Consider the following 19,046-nt stretch of genomic DNA (forward strand, 5'->3'; position numbering starts at 1 on the left):
CGGGGCCGCCCGCAAGCCGCGCGGCCCTCAGCTCGTAGTCAGCTGACTTTTGTACGATACGTTGCGACGGGATACGTCTACCAACAGACGGGCCTCGCGCAACAATACCCGGCCAATGAGCACGGGATATTTCATGTCGGAGCGGTCGGAAAGCGAGAATTCGGTCTCGAAATCTTCGCCGAAAAGCCGGATTGTTGTCCGGATAACATACCGTTCCTGCACCTCGCCGTTGGAGCTCCGAATATCGCGCAAAGAAAATTGCGCGAATTTCATGGGCATGCCGTCGAAGTTGGGGTGCGAGGTATCCAGCAGCTGCACATGCAGAAATGCCAGTCCGCTTGCGTGGGTTTCTACATGAATGTTGGAACAGTGGATAGCTCCGGTGTACGCACCGGTATCAACTTTGGCTTCCACGCCCCAAAGCTGAAAATCAGGGAAATCTACTAGCTCCCGCCGGCCTACCGTCCGCTTCGGCATACGCTGCTTTTTCATGGGCGGCAAGTAAGGGGGAAATAGTGAGATAGTGAAGGAGGTGAGATGAGGAAGGGGTGAAATGGTGAGTTTGGCGTTCTACTGGCCTAGGCTGCGCAAGTTGCGCCGACACAACGTCAAACGCACCATTTCACCACTTCCCCATTTCCTCTAGCCTTTGTAGCTGATGCGGTATACGGCGTCGTTTTGGTCATCGGAGACGAGCAGGGAGCCATCGGGCAGCACTAGCAGGCACACGGGGCGGCCCCAGGGCTGCTGCCCTTGCAGCCAGCCTTCGGCGAAGGTTTCGTAGCTCTTGGCCTGCTTGCCGGTGGCATCGAGACGGACGAGGCTGATGCGGTAACCGATTTTATTGCTGCGGTTCCAGGAGCCGTGTTCCGGAATAAAAATCTGGTTGCGATACTGCGCCGGGAATTTCTTGCCGGTGTAGAACTTCATGCCCAGCGCCGCTACGTGCGGCCCCAGCTTGCGGGCCGGCTTGGTGTACGTGCCCGCCGATTTGCCTTGGCCAAACTCCGGGTCGGGCACATCACCCGCAAAAAAGTACGGAAACCCAAAGTGTAGGCCAGGTCCGGCGGCGCGGTTCAACTCATCGGAAGGCAAATTGTCGCCGAGCTGGTCGCGGCCGTTATCGGTAAACCACATGGCCTTATCCTGCGGGCTCCAATCGAATCCGACGGTGTTGCGCACGCCATAGGCAAACGTCTCTAGGCCACTCCCATCGGCGTTAAGGCGGTTGATGGTCCCGTAGATAGGTTCTTCGGGCAGACAGGAGTTGCAGGGCGCGCCCACGGGCACGTAGAGCTTGCCATCGGGCCCGAAGGAAATATAGCGGTAGCCGTGCCAGTCTTTGCTAGGCAGCTTATCATACACCACCACAGGCTTGGGCTTCTGCTTGAGGCGTTGGGCGATGTTATCGTAGCGAATAATGCGGTTGATTTCGCCTACGTAGAGGGCGCCATTGCGCACGGCCACGCCATTTGGCGCATTCAGGCCCGTGGCTACCGTAATTACCTCATCGGCGCGGCCATCCTTGTTGCGGTCGGGCAGAGCAAATACCTTATCGCCTTTGGTGCCCACGTACACGGTGCCATCGGGGCCTACGGCTAGTTCTCGGGCACTTTTCACGCCCTTGGCAAAGTAGCTGATGGTAAAACCGGCCGGAAGCTTAATCTTGCTGAGGTTGACATCAGCTGCCGGAGCAGGCTTCGTCGGATGGGGAACAGAAGCCGCCAGGGCCAGCGGAGCCAGCAGCAATAGCGGAAGAAAACGGCGCTTTGTTATCATACTGCCCCAACTGCCAGCCCGGTGGTAAGGTTGCAGGAAAGCGCAGGTTTATGCGCCGGGTCGCCCATAAAAAAGGCCTGCCCCGAGTGCTCGGAACAGGCCTAGGCCAGTCGGCGGAATGCCGTTAGAGCTGGTCGGTGCGCTGCCGCAGGAGCTTATCATACTCCCGCTCCGAGAGGTTCTCGCGGCCCAATATTCCGTAGGTTCCGAGGCCCTGAATAGCCACACCGATTCCCCAGAACACCGTTGACCAAATGGGCCACGGAATGGTCGAATAGCTCCTATCGGTAAGGGCCCAGATGGTCCACAATAGCGCATTCACGGCGAAGTAGGTAAACAGATGCGACTTGAACTTAGCGCGCCGTTTTGCCATACGCCACAGTTGGGGGTCACGAGCAGGAGTTTCCATGACGAAGGGAGTTTTGGTAGTGATTGAATACTCAAACCTATGACTTTCATCAATATATAAAAATCCTAATTTACCCAAGCAGCTATACCTCATTCTGAACCGTAAAAAAAGAGCACTGAGCCGTTGTAGGCCACCACCGGCAACGGCTGCTCAAATACAGTAATACACCTACATACTATGCCCAATCCCTCCCCCGCCGTTAACTGGCGCGAGCAAGCTCGCGCTTTCGGCCGCATCCTGCTCTACCGCGGCGACATCACTCGTCTGGATACCGATGCCATTGTGAATGCGGCCAACTCCAGCTTATTGGGTGGCGGCGGTGTTGATGGAGCCATTCACCGGGCCGGTGGCCCCGAGATTCTGGCCGCCTGCCGCCGCTTACGTGCCGGGCACTACGGCAGTGGCCTACGCACCGGTGAGGCCGTTATCACAACGGGTGGGCAGCTACCGGCACGCCACGTTATTCATACGGTGGGACCTGTCTGGAACGGTGGACACAAGCACGAGCCGGAGCTGCTGGCCAACTGCTACCGCAACAGCCTGCGGTTAGCGCATGAGAATGGCTTAGCGAGCGTGGCATTTCCGGGAATCAGCACGGGCATTTATGGATATCCCAAACAGGAGGCCACAGCCATTGCCGTACGCGAGGTGAGAGCGTTTTTGGCGCACCACGAGCAACCCCAGTACATCGTGTTTGTGGCATTTGATGAGGAGAGCTTTCGGCTGTATGAGCAGGAGCTGCAATAGCCTGATAGCATGGAGAATAGAACGTGTAATTATTCGGATTAAAAGTGGTAAATTAGATAAGTATCCGTTCTTACCATCCCCTCTAAACCCCACCTTGCCATGGAACTCTCCCACCGCATTCCGTTGGCCGAACGTAAAGACAGAACCAGCGCCAATAACCCCGTCTGGATGGATGCTTTACGGATTCTGCTAGGCCTCTTCCTCTTTATAAAAGGTGTTACGTTTTTGGATAAATCCACCGACGTGTACTACCTCCTGACTCAGCAGCAGACGCTAGGCCACCTCAGCAAAGCCTCTTTCTTCTTCAGCATATTTCAGATGATTGGCGGCCTCATGATTGCCTTCGGAGCCCTGACGCGGTTCGCCTTTCTCTGCCAAATCCCGATCATGCTGGGCGCCATCTTCATCGTGAATCTGCGCAACGGCCTGAGCCTCCACAATATGGAGCTGTGGGTATCTGTAGTGGTGCTGGTGCTGTGCGTCGTCTTTATGATAGTAGGGCCAGGCAGGTTTTCCGTCGACAACAAAATATTCCGGCAACCCGCCAAACGCTCCTAACCCGCCGCCCTCCCGCTAGGTCACCTGCGTCTGCGGCAGCACTTCGGGGTGTCGGCGCAAGTAGGCCGTCACATCGTAGATCAGGCCGGCGTGGCCAGTATCCAGCAGAATCGTGCGGGCATTGGTGAGCGTAGCCGCAAACTGCTGAATTCCGGCAGGCGCAATAACCCGGTCGTGGCGACCCAGGAAAAAAGTAAACGGAATCGGCCGCTGGTTGAGCAGCCGCGCCAGCCGTTTCAGGTCAAAAGTCAGCCCCCGGAAGGCCGTCCAGCTACGGTACACGCGCAGGCGTTTTTCGCGGCTATCCAGCTGCCACTGCGCAAACCGTACGAGGTTGCCGTCTACCAAGCGGCGCTGCTGCAAGGTATCCAGAAACCCCAGCAGCCGCTGCGGGCGCAATACCGCGCGGCCCAGCAAGGCACGCATCCAGGGTGGCCTAGTGGCCAAGGTGTACCACAACTGCGAGCCGATACCATCAGGCGCAATCAGCCATAGGCTCATCACGCGCTCGGGAAACCGTTCGGCCGCTGTGAGGGCAAATTTAGCGCCCATGCTGAAGGCTAGCAGGCTAAACTTATCAATCTGGTTTTCCGTGAGGAAAACCTGCAGCAGCTCACCGAGGCGCTGTTTGGTGAGGGGCGAGTCAGCTTTGGCCAGGCGGCTACGGCCGTGGTAAAACAGATCAAAGGCGTACACTTTCACGTCGGCGCCTAGCAGCTGAATCAGGCTGCGCCAGTGTCCTTCGCCTTGTCCGTAGCCATGAAAGGCCAGTAGAACCTTTGAGCCGGAGCCGTAAGTGCGGTAATGCAGGTGCGTTTTCAATGCTATCAGAACAACGAACAACTGCTGAAAAGTGCCTACTACGCTGCACCTACTGGCCTAGGACAAGCGCGACACGCCGCCCGACACAATGAACTTCATCACCTCACTGCTGGGCAGATCCAGATACGTGACGTGGGTGGGCGGCACCAGCACCAGTTCGCCAGAGAAGTTGTAGGAGTGCGGGAAATACACGGCCAGCAGGTCGTCGCGGTGAATAGCAGCCATAGTGGCCTGTGTCACGAAGCCCATTTTGTATGTTTGCTCGGTGGCGCTTGTGCGCACCAGCACTGGGCGGTTGAACTTTTGATTGTCGCCCACGAAGGCATCAAACAGGTCCTTGAGGCTAGAATAGATGATGCTCACCAGCGGCGTGCGGTGCAAGAGCCGCTCCATGATGATGAGAAACGGCCGCACCAGGAAGGATTTCGCCACGTAGCCCACCAACGTAATCAGCACAATGGCCACTAACAGGCCTAGGCCAGGTATATCGAAGCTCAGCCCTGCAAACAGGTCATTGAGCCAGCGCAGCAGCGCGAAAAGGATGTAGAGGGTAAGACCAACCGGCGCAACGACCAGAAAACCGTTGAGGAAGTAATTGAAAAGACGACGCATGAGCACAGCAAGTGGCCTACGCAACCCGCGCAAGCCAAGAGCCGCAAGATACCGGAGCCCATGGAAAACAGTGCGGCCCGTCCGGAAAAACCGAACGGGCCGCTTATGTATCGAGCTTCGTTCTGACAGTAGCGCTAGGCTACGTGCATTTCTGCTACACCTTCAATGCGCTCTTTCACGCGCTGCATGAGCCACATGGGCGTGCTGGTAGCGCCGCAAATACCCACGGATTCAGCACCCTGGAACCACTCTTCGTCCAGTTCCTGCTCGTTTTCCACGAAGTAGCTGCGCGGATTGGTTTTATTCACAACGGAGAACAGCGCCTTGCCATTGGAGCTTTTACGTCCACTCACAAAGATGATGACATCGTGCTGCACGGCAAATTTGGCCAACGCCGGCTCTCGGTTGCTCACCTGTCGGCAGATGCTGTCATTGGCATCAAACGACTCTAGGGAGCCGCCAGCGGCGGCAATGCGCTCCTCTATCACCTGCTTCATGTGGTAGAAGCCGGCGGTGCTTTTAGTGGTCTGGCTGAACAGCGTGACAGGCCTGGTGAAGTCGATCTGGTCGAGGTCCGCCTCCGTCATCACAATAAGAGCCTCATTGCGCGTCTGTCCTGTCAGGCCGATTACCTCAGCGTGGCCCGGCTGACCGTAAATTACTACTTGCCCGTTTTGGCGGGTAGTGGCATCGAAGGCGTGCTTTACACGGTTTTGGAGCTTGAGCACTACCGGACAGGAGGCATCAATCAGCTCGATATTGTTGCGCAAAGCTAGCGCATAGGTCTCGGGCGGCTCGCCGTGGGCCCTGATGAGCACCTTGGCATCGTGCAGTTGCTCCAGCTGCTCCCGCTCAATGATGCGCAGGCCCAGGCCATGCAGGCGTTCCACCTCCATGCGGTTGTGCACAATATCGCCTAGGCAATATAAAGTCTCGTCGTGGGCCAGCTCGTCTTCGGCCATCTGAATGGCAAACTCAACGCCGAAACAATAGCCGGAATTCTTATCGATGGTGACGTTCATGTCTTCTCTCAACAATACTAACGCGCTGCAGGTGCAATTATCGGGCCTACCGATTAAATAACCGCTTCGCCGCTATTCCGTTCGCCGCTACCAAAATCGGAGCCAGCAACTGCGAGCGAGAACAAGGTAGCCGACACGCGCTCCAGTACAAAATCTACCTGCTCATCGATCATCATGTGCGTGGTATCGAGCAAAACCGCATCAGCGGCACGACGCAGTGGGCTTTCGGCGCGGGTAGAGTCAATGTGGTCGCGCTTGCGCAGATTTTCCACAATTTCCTCTACGGCCACGTGCTCGTTCTTCAGGGCTAGTTCCTCCTGCCGGCGTTCAGCACGCGTAATCACGTCGGCGGTCATGAACACCTTTACCTCGGCATCGGGGAACACGGTGGTTCCGATGTCGCGGCCATCCATCACTACACCGCGCTTGCGGCCCATGCGCTGCTGCTGGCGCACCAGAGCGTGGCGCACGGCCGGAATCACGGAAACCTCGCTTACGGAGTTGGAAATACGCATCTGCCGGATTTCATCTTCCCGAATCTCGCCATCAAGGCAAAGCTCATTGCGGCCGGTTTTGCGGTTGCGCTTGAACGTGATGTGCATGTCGTGCAGAGCCTGCTCGATGCGGGGAAGATCATCAAAACTGATGTTTTGCTCCAGCAGATATAGCGTCACGGCGCGGTACATGGCTCCGGTATCAATGTAGGCGTAACCCAGCTCAGCGGCTACGGCCTTGGCCGTGGTGCTTTTGCCGCACGAAGAGTAGCCATCAATGGCAATGACGATTTTTCGCATGACAAAGTCGTTGGGAACGGAAAAACTTAAAGGACTCACGAAATCCAGGTTTTGCGCACGGGAGTAGCGGTCAGCCGGTCCGGAATACCGGCAAAGAACTTCACGACCGACTCGGCTTCTCCTTTGGCTAATTGCTCGCTTACGCGGAAAAACGGGTTGAAGAAATGAGCACGGTTGATACCGACGCCCGTAGTTTTATCGGGGCCCTGCGCCCAGGTACCGCCATACGTATCCACTAAGCACTGGCCTAAAAAGCAGCCCAGGGCCATAACCACACCTTGCTTCTCCGAGTCTTTGACAATAGGGCGCTGTTCCTCAATAAATTCCGACAGGCGCTGCACGGCGGCGGCATCGAAGGCATTTACCTGAAGTTGCTGCCGTACCGCTTCGGCAGCGGCGCGCAGGGAGGCAAGGGGCGATTCAGTGGGCATAGGCAAAAGGTAAGGTAGAGCTAGTAAGCTAATCCGGGGCAGGCGGCGCACGTACTACAGCAGGTACGTTCATAGAAAAGGCTTTTCAGCCGATTTCCACAGACACGCATGGCCACCGCCTAATGACTATCACAGGGGCAAGGCGTTTTGCCAAATTTGGCTTTGCGCTTAAATGACGAGGTTTTTTTCTGCTGCGGGGTGCGGCTGGCGCAGCCCGTGGAAGCTAGGCCAGTGCCTCCGATGAGGGCAGCTAATAGCAAAGTCACAATCTTTCTCACAGCGCAGATTTTCGGCAAATATACGGTTCTTTACCCGTTAGCCGCTGGCCAATCTCAACTTTACCTTCGCCTCGTCCCTACCCTATGTCCGCCGAATTTCAATTCCAGGCCAACGTCATCAACCTGTTTTCCAATACGATAACGCCCGCCACGGTGCGCGTTGCCAACCGCCGCATTCAGTCCATTGAGCCCACCGGCGCTACTGCCCCCGATCCGGCGCTGCCGTACGCGCTGCCTGGTTTTGTGGATGCGCACGTGCACGTGGAGAGCTCCCTGCTAGTACCCTCCGAGTTTGCGCGCCTGGCCGTGGTGCACGGTACCGTAGCCACGGTTTCCGACCCACACGAAATTGGGAACGTGCTGGGCGTGGCCGGCGTGAAGTATATGTTGGACAATGGCCGGCAGGTACCGTTCAAGTTCTGCTTCGGGGCACCCTCGTGCGTGCCGGCCACCGCGTTTGAAACAGCCGGCGCCGAAATTACGGCCGCCGATATTGAGCTGTTGTTTAAACAACACCCCGAAATCGGCTACCTGGCCGAGATGATGAATTGGCCCGGCATCCTGAACCGCGACGAGGTAGTAATGGAGAAAATCCGGCTGGCCCAGCAGTACGGCCGCCCCGTAGATGGGCACGCCCCTGGCCTACGCGGCGAGGATGCCCGCCAGTACGCTTCCGCCGGCATCAGCACCGACCATGAGTGTTTTACGGCCGAGGAGGCGCTGGACAAGCTGGCCGTGGGCATGAATATTTTGGTGCGCGAAGGCTCGGCGGCCCGCAACTTCGAGGCGCTGATTGATTTGCTGCCGGAGCATTACGAGCACATGATGTTCTGCTCCGACGATAAGCACCCCGATACCCTCGTACTAGGCCACATCAACCAGCTGGTGCAGCGTGCCGTGGCCCGCGGACAGGATGTGCTAAAGGTGCTGCGCGTAGCCTGCCGTAACCCCGTGGAGCACTACAAGCTACCCGTAGGCCTGTTGCGCGAAGGCGATGCGGCTGATTTCATTCTGGTAGATAACCTCACCGATTTCCGGATTCAGCAAACCTATATCAACGGAGAGCTGGTAGCCGAACACGGCCAGACGCTGATTCCAGCCGTGCCCGTAGCGGTGGTTAATAACTTCCACACCACGCCCGTAGAGGCCGCCGACTTCCAGCTGCCTGCCCCCCAGGCTGCCGCTACCGTGCGCGTTATTGAGTGCTTCGATGGTCAGCTCATCACGGCCCGCCATGATTTGCCGGCGCGCGTGGAAGGAGGCCTAGTACTGCCCGATGTAGCGCAGGATGTCCTGAAGCTGACTGTGGTAAATCGTTACCAACCCGCTGCTCCTGCCGTGGCCTTCATTCAGGGTTTCGGGCTGAAGCGCGGTGCTCTGGCCAGCAGCGTAGGCCACGACTCGCACAATATCACGGCCGTTGGCTGCGATGACGAGAGCCTAGCCCGCGCCGTAAACCTGGTTATTGCCGCGCAAGGTGGCCTAGCGGTCGTTTCGCCGGAGGGCGAAGAGTTGGTGCTGCCGTTGCCCGTGGCTGGTCTCATGTCGGATCAGGAAGGCTACCACGTGGCCGAAGCTTATGCCGCCGTTGATGCGCTGTCGAAACAGCTTGGCTCTCCACTGCAAGCCCCATTCATGACGCTTTCCTTTATGGCCTTGCTCGTAATTCCCAGCCTTAAGCTTAGTGATAAAGGTTTATTTGATGGCGAGGCCTTCCGGTTTGTGGAGGCAGTGGTGTAGGCCAGTAGCTGACATTCTTCAGACACTGGTGCATGAGCAATCAACCGCTCCCCTTTTGCACGTCATCCTGAGCGGAGCGAAGGATCTTCTCACGATAGCACAAGGCGCTAGGCCAATTGTTCACGCGTGAGAAGATCCTTCGCTCTGCTCAGGATGACGTGCAAAGAGGAAAACAGCTCTGCCTTACACATAGCCAGGCCACACCAAAGCAAAAAGCCCCACTACCTAATCCGGTAGTGGGGCTTTTTATGCTAAAATCCGAAGGAAATTAGTTGTTCACGAAGCGCTTTTCCAGCAGCTTCTGCATCTTTTCCTCCGTGAGAGGTTTCGCGAGGTACTCTACGCCCTCATACTGCGCTACACGGGCGGTGTCGGCGGCGTGCATGGAGGTGGTGAGCACCGCCATAACGGTTTTCTCACGGGAGCTGGCGGGCAGCTCGTTGTAGAGCTTCAGGAACTCGAAGCCATCCATGCCGGGCATCTTCAGATCGACGAATACCAGCTCGGGTACGTCTTTCGTTGGGTTGCTGGCGGGGTCTTCGCCCCACAGAAACTGAAAAGCCTGGTCCGCTTTGGAAAACGTGTGTACCTGATCGGCTACGTTGAGCCGGCTCAGCAAGCGGTTATTCAAGAAGCTAGTAGTTTCGTTATCGTCTACCAGTACCACATTACGCAGTTTGCGAGCCATAGCTTTCAGAGGTTAAAGAGACACAAGCGGTGAGTGGCCTAGAGCCAGCCCTGCTCGCGCATCCAGTCGTCGTTATAAATTTTACCGAGGTAGCGCGTGCCATGGTCGGGTAAGATAATGACCATCGTATCGCCTTCCTTCAGGTGCTCCCTGGCATATTCCAGGGCTCCGAATACGGCCGATCCGCAGGACCATCCCACGAACAAGCCTTCTTCCTTAGCCAGCCGCCGAGTCATGACAGCGGCGTCTTTATCCGTCACTTTGATAAAAAGGTCAATCAGGTCAAAGTTAACATTCTTAGGCAGAATGTCTTCGCCAATGCCCTCAGTTTTATAAGGATAGATTTCGTTTTCGTCGAAAATACCCGTCTCCTTATACTTCTTGAATACGGAGCCGTAGGTATCGAGGCCTACCGCAACCACGGCCGGGTTTTGCTCCTTCAGGTACTGGGCCGTGCCGCAGATGGTGCCGCCCGTGCCCACGCCGCACGCCAAGTGCGTGATGGTGCCATGGGTCTGGGCCCACAGCTCGGGGCCGGTGCCCTCGTAGTGCGCCGCCGTGTTCGACATATTGTCGTACTGGTTGGGATAGAAGGAGTTCGGGGTTTCCTCGCTCAGGCGCTTCGCCACGGAGTAGTAGGAACGCGGGTCTTCGGGAGCCACATCCACGGGGCACACCACTACCTGCGCGCCCACGGCCCGCAGAATATCCTGCTTCTCCTTGCTTTGCTTGTCGCTCATCACGAAGATGCACTTATAACCCTTCGAGATGGCCGCCAGCGCCAGGCCCATGCCGGTGTTGCCGCTGGTGCCTTCGATGATGGTTCCGCCGGGCTTCAGCAGGCCCGCCTTTTCCGCATCTTCTATCATTCTTACGGCCATCCGGTCTTTCACGGAGTTGCCGGGGTTGAAGTATTCTACCTTGGCGAGTACCGTGCCTTTGATGCCGGCAGCCACGCTATTGAGCTTTACCAACGGCGTATTGCCAATGGCCTCAATGATGTTATTCAAGTACATGGGTGGGGGTGTGCGGTTTGTGAGAGAGGACCACAAAGGTACGAATTCCAAGCGGGAGGTTTTATGCACTTGCCATCTGGAGCGGAATGTAGGCACTGCTTTGGCAGGAGCAACTGGCCTACAACAGCGGGCTCAGGTATGCGTAGGGCGCTTTGTTCCGCCTCGGATACCAGCCTTTGCTGATTGACACCGTATGCCTTGCCTCCGCCCCAAAAAAGCCTACTTTTGCACACCGCTGGCGTAGGCTGGCGCGTATACCCCACCCTCAACCCGCATCTTCCTCTAACTCTTTTTCTATGAGTGTTCTGGTCAACAAGAATTCCAAAGTGATTGTGCAGGGCTTTACCGGCTCGGAAGGGTCGTTTCACGCCCAGCAGATGATTGAGTACGGCACCAACGTGGTAGGCGGCGTAACGCCCGGCAAAGGCGGCACCCAGCACCTCGACCGTCCCGTGTTCAACACCGTAGCCGAAGCCGTAGAGCAGGCCGGTGCTGATACCAGCATCATTTTCGTGCCCCCGGCTTTCGCTGCCGACGCTATTATGGAAGCTGCTGACGCAGGCATTAAAGTTATCGTAACCATCACCGAAGGCATCCCAACCAAGGATATGATTGCGGTGAAGGAGTACCTGAAAGGCCGCGAGGGTCTGCGCATGATCGGGCCAAACTGCCCCGGCGTAATGACTGCCGGCGAGTGCAAAGTGGGCATCATGCCCGGCTTCATCTTCCAGAAAGGCAAAATCGGTATCGTTTCGAAGTCGGGTACCCTGACCTACGAAGCCGTTGACCAGCTCACTAAAGCAGGCCTAGGCCAGACCACCGCTATTGGTATCGGCGGCGACCCGATCATCGGCACTACTACCAAGGAAGCCGTTGAGATGCTCATGAACGACCCCGAAACCGAAGGCATCGTGATGATCGGTGAAATCGGTGGCGGCATGGAAGCTGAGGCTGCTCGCTGGATCAAGGAAACCGGCAATAAGAAACCCGTTGTTGGTTTCATTGCGGGCCAAACGGCGCCTCCCGGCCGCCGCATGGGCCACGCCGGTGCTATTGTAGGTGGCGCTGATGATACGGCTGCTGCTAAAATGGCCATCATGCGCGAGTGCGGTATACACGTAGTTGACTCTCCCGCCGAAATCGGCGACACCATGCTGCGCGTATTGGGCGGTAAGTAATTTCTGCTCTCTCTTAAGTATTAGAAAAGGCGGCTCCCGATATCGGGAGCCGCCTTTTTTATTGGGATGATGGTATTCTAGCAACCATTGTTCGCTTTTACTGCTCTCAATCCCACATGCGACTCTCATTCCTCCTGCCTGGCCTAGCGCTCCTGCTGCTAACCCGCCTAGGCTACTCCCAACAGCTGCCAGATAGCACGGCACGCGTTGTGGCATTGCCTGATGTGACAGTGCGGGCCCATACCCAAATACAGACGCTGAGCCCTCCCGGAAAATCCCGAGGGCTACATACAGCGTTCGGCCGAGAACTGCCGCCTGGCGCGGGCGTAGCCGTCTGGCACGGCCCGCCTGATATAACTCGGCTGTACATGGTACGCGCCGTACGCCTGCGGCTGGGCTCGCGCTTACCGGAAGGCTTTGCTGATTTGCCCAAGCACCGTCGGAATTTTTCGGAGGGTGGCCTACGCATCCAGCTATGTTCCGGCACCCTGGCCACAGGACCTATGGAGCAGCAGCTTTTGACCAACCCTCTGCTGCTAACGCCTGCTGCCGCCGAGAACCGTACCGGCTGGCTGCGTTTGGATGTGGCGGCGCAACACCTCGTGCTTCCTGCTCAAGGATGCTTTGTGATTGCGGAAGGAACTGCCGGACCTCAGGAAACTTTCGTGCGCCGTCGCAGTCTGGTGCGCCCGCCTGATGGTCAGCAGCCACCCGAAGATTTCCTTTTCAGCAAGCACGACCGGCCTACGGGCAAGGGTACGCGGGTTTTTCGCTATGAGGAGCTTCAGCAGGCGGATGGCACTCTCCGGCTTGCCGCCACAAACCTGTTTCCGGCACTGGCCTACCTTGTGGTGGCCGCGCCCAGCGCGTGCCACTCCTGGCTGCGCGTGTCCACAGGCAAGCAGACACAAATCTGGCGGGCCGTTACGGAGCAGCAGGCCTCTACTCGTCAGCATCTGCCCGATAGTACTATCTACGATTATAACTACGAACTGGAATTAGAAGTGGAGGAGTTGTAGGCCACTCACCTCTTCCCATCCTGGCCGCCCACGTTTACAATCAGCCCAAACTGGAATACAGAGTTGGCCGCCTTCAGGTATTTGCGATGGCGCAATCCGAAGTTGCTGCCGCTGATAAGCTGGAACTGCACCGGCCCGATGAGTTCAATCCGTGTATAAGTGATAGGCTCCAGAAATACGTTGTCTTCGGGAGCATGCGGCAGGCCATCCAGCCGGAACTTATCGAGCTGCATGTAGCTCACCCGCAGAGCCGTACCATAGTTCACGGGCCAGTCGCGGCCGAATACGTGGAAGCTTTTGTGGTCTTTGGAGGTATAGTTGGCCTGCACGAAATACTTGGTCAGGTTGCCCTCCAGAGTACGCGTAACCCCTTCGGAAGGAGTGCGTTCCACGCGCTTGGTTTTGCCAATACCATAGCCGCCATACAGCTCCAGCACCCGCGTATCGCGGATGCGGGTGTAGTAGCCTAGGCCTACTTCCCCGAAATCGTGGTCTTCGGCGCGCTTCTTTTTATCGGTATGCAGGAAAGATACGGACCCCATCACGCCCAGGTGGTTGGTGGGTGAGTAAGCGCCCTGCACGCTGGTATTCTGGCTGAAGTTGGTTTGCAGGGTTCCGCTCCACTCGCCCTCCTGCGTCAGCAGGGGCACCTGCGGCGGCGGCGGAAAATACAACGAAGAACAGCTGGCCAGCAGGGGCAGCAACATCAGCAGCAAGAGACGCGCACAACGCAAAACAGGCATAGACAGAAAAAACAGCAGTAATCTGGGGCAGAACGACAAGCAGACGGTTTCGTTGTATGGTCATCGGCGCAAATGCACCGTATAGCCAGTACCTGTTCAGCTTTGATTGCCGGACAGGCCTACTCAAGCGCCTTAAGTTCTGCTTTTTATGCCTACTTCCTACGACGCCCTCATTATTGGCTCCGGCCAGGCCGGAAACCCCTTGGCTACTGCCCTGGCCAAAGCCGGCCGCAAGGTAGCACTGGTGGAGAAATACTTACTCGGCGGCTCGTGCATCAACTACGGCTGCTCGCCGGTAAAGGCTATGCTGGCCTCCGCCGAGCGTATGCACCAGGTTGCTACCTCCCAGGAGTATGGCGTGCTGAGTGAGCCTCCTGCCGTCGATTTTAAGGCGGTTGTGGCCCGCAAGGATACGATCATCCAGGAAATGCGCGACGGAGTGCGCAAGAACCTCACCAAGGAGGATTCCGGTATCACGGTCCTGATGGGACATGCCACTTTCACTGGCCCAAAATCAGTGCGCGTAACGGCTCTCGATGGCAGCACGCAGGACATCAAGGCGCCACTTATCTTCATCAATACGGGTACCAGTTCGGCCATTCCGCCCATTGAAGGCCTGGCCGAAACGCATTTCCTGACCAACAAAAGCATTTTGGAGCTGCAGGAGCTACCTGAGCATTTGCTCATTTTGGGCGGCGGCTACATTGGGCTGGAATTTGCCCAGATGTTCCGCCGCTTCGGGAGCCGCGTCACCATCATTGAGCACGCCAAAAACCTTCTGGAACGCGAAGACGACGACGTGTGTGAAGCTATGCAGCAGCAACTGGGTGCCGATGGCGTAGAGTTTGTGCTGGGCGCAGAAGTCCGGCGCGTGTCGCACAACCCGGAAGGCGAATACACGCTCACAGCCCACACCGCAGAAGGCGAACGGCGCCTACGCGGCTCTCACCTGCTGGTGGCGGTAGGCCGCCAGCCCAACACCGATGACCTGGGCCTGGAGGCGGCCGGTATCGAAACCAACGAGAAAGGCTACATCCTGGTGAATGAACGCCTGCAAACCAACGTGCGCGGCGTATATGCCCTCGGTGATGTGCACCCCGGCCCGCAGTTCACGCACCTGGCCTACGATGATTACCGCGTGGTGCGCGATAATATTCTGCACCGCAAGCGCCGCTCCGCCAAAGACCGACCGCTGCCATACGTGGTATTCACGCAGCCCCAGCTCGGCCGCATAGGCCTATCAGAAAACCAGGCCCGCGAGCAAGGGCTCGATTACCGGGTGGCGACGATGCCCGTGCAGTACGTAGGCCGCGCCCGCGAAACCGGCAATAAAGAAGGCTTCATGAAGGTGCTGGTTGATGAGCGCAACCACATCATCGGGGCCACTATTTTCTCGGAGCAAGGCGGCGAAATCATGGCGATGATTCAGCTGGCTATGGCCGGGAAGCTCACCTGCGACCAGTTGCAGAACATGGTATTCGCGCATCCGACCTGGGCCGAGTCACTGAACAACCTGTTTGCGAAGCTGGTCAAGGCGTGAGTAAGCGCTTGGCTTTTGCTTACGGCACAGGCATTATTGGCGGCTGCGGTTTGAACAGGTGAGGTAATAGAATAAGACTGATGGCAATGAATGTTCGGCTTTCCTTTACCCGGCCATATTCATAAGGTTCTGGAGTTACGGAGCTAGCACTGTATCCTGGAACACTGGTGATGCCCCAGGAAGTTTGCACCTGCAGCCAATGCAACGGCCCATCCGGCCCACCGAACCGAACGAATAACATCGGTTCTGAGCGCAGCATATGGCGTAGGGTCGAGGGGGCGCCGTTGTACGTCAGGTACTCAAAGTTGACCCGTGAAAGTCGGTAGGCCGCACCCAGCGCTATCCAGCCCGATTCTGGCCGATACGTGGCAGCCACTTCCCCGAAAACTTTATGGTAGCGGCTTTGTAAATCGACCAACTCGCCACTGCTAGAAAAGAAATGCGGCTCATAATAGCCTCGGGCGCTACGGGCGCGGCCGTACCCCGCTAGGCCACTTATCAGCCACTGCTCCGAGGGAACCCAGTAACTACCTGCTGCCACCTCAAACTGGCGGATACGAAAGAAGGACGTATCCTGTGAGTCGTTTTTCCAGTCGCCTGCAGCCCGCACCAGCACATGTCGCAACGGCGAGTATGTCGCGCTGCCTTCCCAACGCCCATTTAAGAAGGTACTTCCCTGCACTTCCAACTGGCCTTTATCCCGAATCTGGGGCGTGGAAGGCAGTATGGGCGCATACACGGAACAGCTGGCCATGCAAACGCCGATTCCGATACTAAATAAGACACGTAGTAGTTTAATCATATAAAGACATCAAGCCAGAAAGAGGAGCAGCCTGTCTCCGGTTTGGTTGCAGACTGGCAGTTAAAGCTTGCGCAAAAAAAGCGCCCCCGCAACTTTCGTCGCGGGGGCGCTTTTCATGGAAGTGGGTTAGCCTAATTACTTGGCGTAGGCCACTGCGCGCATCTCCCGGATAACCGTGATTTTGATCTGGCCGGGGTACTGCATTTCCTTCTCGATTTTCTGCGAAATCTCGTAGCTCAGCTCGGCGGCGCGCTCGTCGGTTACGTTCTCCGCATCCACCATTACGCGCAGCTCGCGGCCGGCCTGAATGGCGAAGCACTGGTTCACGCCCTTGAAGCCGTTGGCAGTTTCTTCCAACTGCTTGAGGCGCTTGATGTAGCTTTCCATCATCTCGCGGCGGGCACCTGGCCTAGAGCCCGAAATGGCGTCGCAGGCCTGCACTAGGGGCGAAATCATGGCCGTCATTTCCATCTCGTCGTGGTGGGCGCCGATGGCGTTTACCACGTCGGGGTGCTCCTTGTACTTCTTGGCCATCTCCATGCCTAGTATGGCGTGGGGCAGCTCCGGCTCCTCGGTACTTACTTTTCCGATGTCGTGGAGCAAGCCGGCGCGCTTCGCGTGCTTCACGTTAAGGCCTAGTTCGGCAGCCATAGTGGCGCAGAGGTTGGCTACTTCGCGGGAGTGTTGGAGCAGGTTCTGGCCGTAGCTGGAGCGGAAGCGCATCCGGCCTACCATCTTAATCAGCTCAGGGTGGAGGCCATGAATACCGAGGTCGATGATGGTTTTCTCCCCGATTTCCACGATTTCCTCATCGATGTTCTTGCGGGTTTTGGCCACAATCTCCTCAATGCGGGCCGGGTGAATCCGACCATCCTTCACCAGCAAGTGCAAGCTCAGGCGAGCTACCTCGCGGCGAACTGGGTCGAAGCCCGAAATGATGATGGCTTCGGGGGTGTCGTCTACAATAATTTCCACGCCCGTAGCGGCTTCCAGCGCTCGGATGTTGCGGCCCTCGCGGCCAATAATCTTGCCTTTTACGTCGTCCGACTCGATGTTGAACACCGATACGCAGTTCTCAATAGCGTGCTCGGCGGCCGTGCGCTGAATAGTTTCCAGCACTACCTTTTTGGCGTCTTTGGTAGCCGTGAGCTTGGCCTGGGCCACTACATCTTTGATGTAAGAAGAGGCCTGAATCTGGGCTTCGTTCTTGAGCGACTCTACCAATTGCTCGCGGGCTTCCGCGGCGGTCAGGCCCGAAATCGACTCTAGCTGTGTCGTTACCTGCTGGATCTTCTCGCCCAGGCTCTGGCGGGTTTCTTCCAGCTCCTGCTCTACTTCCTGCTCGCGCTGCTCCAGCTTAGCCAGTTGGTTTTCCAGCACCGTGCGACGCTTTTCTTCCTGCGCTTCCAGCTTTTCGCGCTGCTGCTGGGCCTGTGTTTCTACTTTTTCGCGAATAGCTTCGAGGTCTTTCTCCTTGCGCTGAATCTGCTCCAGCTGCTTTTGGGTAGTGAGGGTAAGCTGCTTGATGCTCTGCTCCTGCTCTACTACGGCGGCGCGGCGGTCGGTCAGTTCCTGCTCCAGGGCCTGCTTTTGGCGGCGACTCTCCTGCTCGAATTCCTGCTTGAGGTTGCGGAATTTATCCTTCGATTGCTGAATCCGCTCGTCGCGGGTACGGGTGGCTTGCGCTTCGGCGTCTTGCAGAATCTGCTGGGCGCGGGCTTTGGCGTCGGCTTCGTGGTCCTGCCGGGCCTTTCCGGCCAGCAGGCGCCCCACCACGATGCCGACCACAAGGGCCAGCACAGCGGCAAGAGCAATATAAACAGAGGTGGACATGGGCTATGGTTTTTGGGAAAGTGAAACCCATAGCATGAAAGCACCGCCAACGCCCGCGCGGCCGGCAGAGCCGATTGCCCTGCCCCGCTTCGGGCTCATTCTTCGCGCTGGCCCTGACCAAGTTGGGGTCAGACCAGCACCACTCCCGACAGTAGCTCGTCTAAGCGCGCGAGGCGCTCAGTCAGGGCCGCGTCGGTCCCGTCCTTTTCCTTGCTGACCTTCAATTGGTCAGCCATTGTTGATAGGGCAATCATGGCCAGCAGATCCTGCTTGTCCTGAATGCCGTACTGGTCCCGAAATTCCTTTATCCGCTCACTGAGCAGTCGGCCTGCCATACGCAGACGTTCCTCGTCCTGGGGGCTTACCCGCATGGGGTAATCCCGGTCAGCCACGCGGATTTTAATGGATAGTTCGGACATCAGTAGCTAGGGATGCGGTGGGTAAGGTGGTTACTCCCTCAAATAGGCAAGGCACTTATCTATTTCCCGGATGTATTCGTTAAGGCGAAGTTTCAGCTCGTTGGTGTTGGCAGGTTCTCCTGCTATGGTATTGACAAGTTTAACAATATTCTCCTGATTCTGGAAATCCTTCAACTGCCGCTCCCGGTCGCGCACATCAGCACGCAGATGCTGAATGGTGGTCTGGGCATCGGCTAGCTCCTCACGCAACTGCTGATAGGCAGCCACTAAGGTGGTCACCTGCCGCTCCATGCGGTCTAGTTGCGCAAGCTGCTTCGAAGAGGCCATTGGCAGAGAGAATATTTTTGGTGAAGGTAACAAACCGCATCCTCACAAACACTCTCCCCTACTCTGCTCGTTTCCATCAGGAGAAACGTCGGAGCCGAGGAGAGTGTTCAGGTGGCGTAGAGTTTCTTAAGGTTGCAGAAAGAAGTTTATTAGAGTAGTTGACCACTCCCAAACAGCTTCCACAAGCACGTCATCCTGACGAAGGAAGGATCTTATTATGAAGGAACGAGGCGCTAGGCCAGTTGTTCAGACGTGATAAGATCCTTCCTTCGTCAGGATAACGTGCTTT

The 19,046-nt window shown here is 57.0% G+C and carries 20 protein-coding genes and 1 pseudogene; 6 read left to right on the plus strand and 15 right to left on the minus strand.

Annotated features, from left to right (window positions below; translation table 11 throughout):
• Positions 1–27: 27 nt before the first annotated feature.
• The 3 genes from CFT68_RS10850 to CFT68_RS10860 all read right to left on the minus strand — a co-directional run bounded on the left by CFT68_RS10850 (position 28) and on the right by CFT68_RS10860 (position 2,188).
• The gene (locus tag CFT68_RS10850) at positions 28–492 is read right to left on the minus strand and encodes an ATP-dependent zinc protease family protein (RefSeq protein ID WP_088843434.1); all 465 of its coding nucleotides are present in this window, start codon (positions 490–492) and stop codon (positions 28–30) included.
• A 150-nt stretch (positions 493–642) separates the two neighbouring features.
• A complete protein-coding gene (locus CFT68_RS10855) occupies positions 643–1,779 on the minus strand; it encodes a PQQ-dependent sugar dehydrogenase (protein ID WP_170934765.1) in 1,137 nt (378 codons plus the stop codon).
• Positions 1,780–1,903: 124 nt separating this feature from the next.
• Positions 1,904–2,188, minus strand: coding sequence for a 2TM domain-containing protein (locus CFT68_RS10860; protein WP_088843763.1), 285 nt, complete (start codon positions 2,186–2,188; stop codon positions 1,904–1,906).
• 177 nt (positions 2,189–2,365) lie between these two features.
• On the opposite strand from CFT68_RS10860, the gene CFT68_RS10865 reads away from it, so the two are divergent.
• On the plus strand, positions 2,366–2,935 hold the full coding sequence (locus CFT68_RS10865; RefSeq protein ID WP_088843435.1) for an O-acetyl-ADP-ribose deacetylase: 570 nt from the start codon (positions 2,366–2,368) through the stop codon (positions 2,933–2,935).
• A 99-nt stretch (positions 2,936–3,034) separates the two neighbouring features.
• Positions 3,035–3,493 carry a DoxX family protein gene (locus CFT68_RS10870; RefSeq protein ID WP_088843436.1) on the plus strand — a complete coding sequence of 153 codons (459 nt, stop codon included), beginning with the start codon at positions 3,035–3,037 and terminating at the stop codon, positions 3,491–3,493.
• Between the two features lie 15 nt (positions 3,494–3,508).
• Here the strand turns inward: CFT68_RS10870 and CFT68_RS10875 are convergent, their stop codons facing one another.
• From CFT68_RS10875 to CFT68_RS10895, 5 genes are all read right to left on the minus strand, one after another.
• The gene (locus CFT68_RS10875; RefSeq protein WP_170934766.1) at positions 3,509–4,315 is read right to left on the minus strand and encodes an alpha/beta fold hydrolase; all 807 of its coding nucleotides are present in this window, start codon (positions 4,313–4,315) and stop codon (positions 3,509–3,511) included.
• Positions 4,316–4,372: 57 nt separating this feature from the next.
• The gene (locus CFT68_RS10880; RefSeq protein WP_088843438.1) at positions 4,373–4,927 is read right to left on the minus strand and encodes a DUF502 domain-containing protein; all 555 of its coding nucleotides are present in this window, start codon (positions 4,925–4,927) and stop codon (positions 4,373–4,375) included.
• A 134-nt stretch (positions 4,928–5,061) separates the two neighbouring features.
• Positions 5,062–5,949, minus strand: coding sequence for a 4-hydroxy-3-methylbut-2-enyl diphosphate reductase (locus CFT68_RS10885; RefSeq protein ID WP_088843439.1), 888 nt, complete (start codon positions 5,947–5,949; stop codon positions 5,062–5,064).
• 53 nt (positions 5,950–6,002) lie between these two features.
• Positions 6,003–6,743, minus strand: a complete 741-nt coding sequence (cmk, locus tag CFT68_RS10890) for a (d)CMP kinase (RefSeq protein WP_088843440.1) — start codon at positions 6,741–6,743, stop codon at positions 6,003–6,005.
• A gap of 35 nt (positions 6,744–6,778) precedes the next feature.
• Entirely contained in the window at positions 6,779–7,174 is a 396-nt protein-coding gene (locus tag CFT68_RS10895) for a hypothetical protein (RefSeq protein ID WP_088843441.1), read from the minus strand.
• A 362-nt stretch (positions 7,175–7,536) separates the two neighbouring features.
• On the opposite strand from CFT68_RS10895, the gene ade reads away from it, so the two are divergent.
• Complete coding sequence (gene ade, locus CFT68_RS10900; protein WP_088843442.1) at positions 7,537–9,192, plus strand: adenine deaminase; 1,656 nt, start codon at positions 7,537–7,539, stop codon at positions 9,190–9,192.
• A gap of 268 nt (positions 9,193–9,460) precedes the next feature.
• On the opposite strand, the gene CFT68_RS10905 is transcribed toward ade, so the two are convergent.
• Together CFT68_RS10905 and CFT68_RS10910 are read right to left on the minus strand one after the other, a co-directional pair.
• Positions 9,461–9,880, minus strand: a complete 420-nt coding sequence (locus CFT68_RS10905; RefSeq protein ID WP_088843443.1) for a response regulator — start codon at positions 9,878–9,880, stop codon at positions 9,461–9,463.
• Positions 9,881–9,921: 41 nt separating this feature from the next.
• A pseudogene (locus tag CFT68_RS10910) lies at positions 9,922–10,896 on the minus strand (PLP-dependent cysteine synthase family protein); the annotation flags it as partial.
• A 296-nt stretch (positions 10,897–11,192) separates the two neighbouring features.
• Between CFT68_RS10910 and sucD the strand changes: the two are divergent.
• Both sucD and CFT68_RS10920 read left to right on the plus strand, forming a co-directional pair.
• On the plus strand, positions 11,193–12,074 hold the full coding sequence (sucD, locus tag CFT68_RS10915; RefSeq protein WP_088843445.1) for a succinate--CoA ligase subunit alpha: 882 nt from the start codon (positions 11,193–11,195) through the stop codon (positions 12,072–12,074).
• Between the two features lie 368 nt (positions 12,075–12,442).
• Positions 12,443–13,093, plus strand: a complete 651-nt coding sequence (locus CFT68_RS10920) for a hypothetical protein (RefSeq protein WP_141106520.1) — start codon at positions 12,443–12,445, stop codon at positions 13,091–13,093.
• Positions 13,094–13,098: 5 nt separating this feature from the next.
• Here CFT68_RS10920 and CFT68_RS10925 read toward each other — a convergent pair whose 3' ends face one another.
• A complete protein-coding gene (locus tag CFT68_RS10925) occupies positions 13,099–13,836 on the minus strand; it encodes an outer membrane beta-barrel protein (RefSeq protein WP_141106521.1) in 738 nt (245 codons plus the stop codon).
• 148 nt (positions 13,837–13,984) lie between these two features.
• Between CFT68_RS10925 and CFT68_RS10930 the strand changes: the two genes are divergently transcribed.
• Positions 13,985–15,376, plus strand: coding sequence for a mercuric reductase (locus CFT68_RS10930; RefSeq protein WP_088843448.1), 1,392 nt, complete (start codon positions 13,985–13,987; stop codon positions 15,374–15,376).
• 19 nt (positions 15,377–15,395) lie between these two features.
• Here the strand turns inward: CFT68_RS10930 and CFT68_RS10935 are convergent, their stop codons facing one another.
• From CFT68_RS10935 to CFT68_RS10950, 4 genes are all read right to left on the minus strand, one after another.
• A complete protein-coding gene (locus CFT68_RS10935; protein ID WP_141106522.1) occupies positions 15,396–16,130 on the minus strand; it encodes a hypothetical protein in 735 nt (244 codons plus the stop codon).
• 183 nt (positions 16,131–16,313) lie between these two features.
• Positions 16,314–18,011: a ribonuclease Y gene (gene rny, locus CFT68_RS10940; RefSeq protein WP_088843450.1), complete on the minus strand. Its 1,698-nt coding sequence runs from the start codon at positions 18,009–18,011 to the stop codon at positions 16,314–16,316.
• Between the two features lie 128 nt (positions 18,012–18,139).
• Positions 18,140–18,430, minus strand: coding sequence for a cell division protein ZapA (locus CFT68_RS10945; RefSeq protein ID WP_088843451.1), 291 nt, complete (start codon positions 18,428–18,430; stop codon positions 18,140–18,142).
• 30 nt (positions 18,431–18,460) lie between these two features.
• On the minus strand, positions 18,461–18,757 hold the full coding sequence (locus CFT68_RS10950) for a hypothetical protein (RefSeq protein ID WP_088843452.1): 297 nt from the start codon (positions 18,755–18,757) through the stop codon (positions 18,461–18,463).
• Positions 18,758–19,046: the final 289 nt, after the last annotated feature.

Source organism: Hymenobacter gelipurpurascens (assembly GCF_900187375.1).
Lineage (GTDB): Bacteria > Bacteroidota > Bacteroidia > Cytophagales > Hymenobacteraceae > Hymenobacter > Hymenobacter gelipurpurascens.